Below are 2136 nucleotides of genomic sequence, written 5' to 3'. Positions count from 1 at the left end.
CGGGCCGATCAGCGTCCGCCCGTTCGCCAAGATCAGCGTGACCACTGCTACCGGTGTGTACGTGTACTACGACCACGGCCCCACCAGCCGCATCTAAGAAGGGGCGAAAAACGTGAACACGACCTATAATCGAGCCGATCACCAGCATGGATTCCTCACCGGTGCTCTCGTCGTCTTGTTGGCGATGATCGCCGTCTTGGTCCTAGCGATCTCGCTGGCCCCCGCCGCCTCCGCGGAAACCCTCGCCGAACGCTGCCAACGCGAAACAGCCGCCTACAACGCAGCGTGGAAAGCCATCGGCAAAAAACCACCCGCACCCTACAAGTGCGGAGGCAGTAACACCCCACCGCCAACACTCTCACCCTCAGAACCCCCCACGGAGACTCCGGAAAAACCCGGCGGCCCCACCACCCAAGCACCCGAGAGCAAATCGGACGGGCCGAATCTCAACGCACCTACCGAGCGCCGAGAAATCGAACACTCAGAAACCGATCAGGCACCAATCGGAGGGCAGGCAACGCCGCGAACCTCGAACACGCCCCGATCACGTATACCTGGGCGAAGTGATACCAGTGGTGGAAGGACACATAAACCCGTAACACCCAACGAGACTGAGAAGCAGAACAACAGTGGTCAGCGTCGCGGTGCTCAGCGAAACCGTGACAGTGGAGAATCGTCCCCATTCGGGCTGATGACCATCCTGGATAACTACAAATACCAAGCGTACGGTGACACTCCGCCGCCAAGTGATCCTATTAACGATGGATGCAAGTACTGCAACAAAGACAGCCAGGGTCGAATCCTAAACGGCCCCGCAAACTCTCCTGATGGATGGGTTAACAACTGGAGGTGCCCTGAAGGGACCCACAACGTAAACGGACTCTTAGCGCGATGCTACACAGACTACGACTGGTACATCGAAAATCGGACTCTAATTCAGATGAGTCCGAAGCCGGGAGAGGCCCCGGCTGGCCTATGTCGCAGAACGGACGCAAGGCTTCCTAGTAGCTGCACACAAGGCATGAACCTCTCCAACTCATCAACGCAATCGGCCTCTAATACCGAATCAGTCGAGGGCTCGGGGGGCGTCGAAAATGGCGGAGCTAGTCTTGGACTGGCCGTCGGCAACAGCAAAACAACCGAAACTGGAGAAGCTAAAGGAATCGACCGCTCCGGATCTCAAACTGCTCCTCCTGACCTTAAGCCCGGAGAAGAGATCGCCTACTACCAAGTCTGGGAGCTTTGGAAGTATGACATCGTTTCAGAGCGAAATGGCGAGTACAAGAGATATACTGCTTATCAATGGTTCCCGACGAGCGCGGTTCAAGAACGACGCGGACCGATAGGATCAAACCTGCAATGGAAGTAAAAAGGAGTAAAAGCATCCGTTCAAGGAGATTTCGGGCGATCTTCGTAACTACTATATCAATAGTAGCTATTTACCTTGTTCTAGTTCTTGTTTTCGGCAGGCCACTCTCTATTGTGGGATCACTCTGGGGAGGCGAGAAGTCTGGTAATACTGGCTCAACTGTCGGACCCGGGCCGGATTATGATAAATGGGATCGCATTCGATTCATAAGCCTGATCGGATTGTCCGCCGATGAGGTCCGGGATAAACTCGGAGAACCGGGCATAGATAACACTCTTGCCCCGCAACAAGATGGAGGACTGAAGTTCATCTCTGCATCAACTGGACGTGATACTACCTCGCATCTAGATGAGCAAACAGTTGTTGGTTACTGCGTCGTAATGGAGTTAGAAAACAGGTTATTGCTGTCTGTTGGAACCGCTTCTTCGAAAGAACTTTCACCGAGCCAACTAGAGTTGGTTAGAAAAGATCCCAGAGCATCGTTGGCATCTTACGAGAACAAACAGCGATGTGGACCAAAATTCAATGGCGGAATACATGTGGACAGTGTTCTAGTTCGCCCTCACTAGGAAGTAGTGCTAGCAACCTCAACGACTTATACCGATACCCTCGGAGGGTGACGGAGCGTCGGATGAGAGTGTGGCCATAGTTGAGTTCGGAAACAGTGCAGGGAGATTGGAGGGTAGTGCCCGTGTCCACGATGTTTCGATCCAGTGAGTCAACTGCGACTGTTTCGACTCAACGAAAGGTTGTCGAAGTCATCCTTG

General features: G+C 53.7%; 1 protein-coding gene. It reads left to right on the top strand.

What is annotated here, in order from left to right:
- Window positions 1–1302 precede the first annotated feature (1302 nt).
- Window positions 1303–1938, top strand: coding sequence for a hypothetical protein (locus tag G528_RS18515; RefSeq protein ID WP_156890467.1), 636 nt, complete (start codon window positions 1303–1305; stop codon window positions 1936–1938).
- The last annotated feature ends 198 nt before the right edge of the window (window positions 1939–2136 follow it).

The sequence above is a fragment of the Gordonia shandongensis DSM 45094 genome (assembly GCF_000423025.1).
Taxonomy (GTDB): Bacteria; Actinomycetota; Actinomycetes; order Mycobacteriales; family Mycobacteriaceae; genus Gordonia; species Gordonia shandongensis.
Note: the sequence above shows the minus strand (reverse complement) of the source record. Positions and strands in the feature narration are given on the sequence as shown.

Bases quoted from the DNA above. Each gene is read 5' to 3' on its own strand.
- G528_RS18515 (WP_156890467.1), top strand. From the start codon at position 1,303: ATGGTTCCCGACGAGCGCGGTTCAAGAACGACGCGGACCGATAGGATC.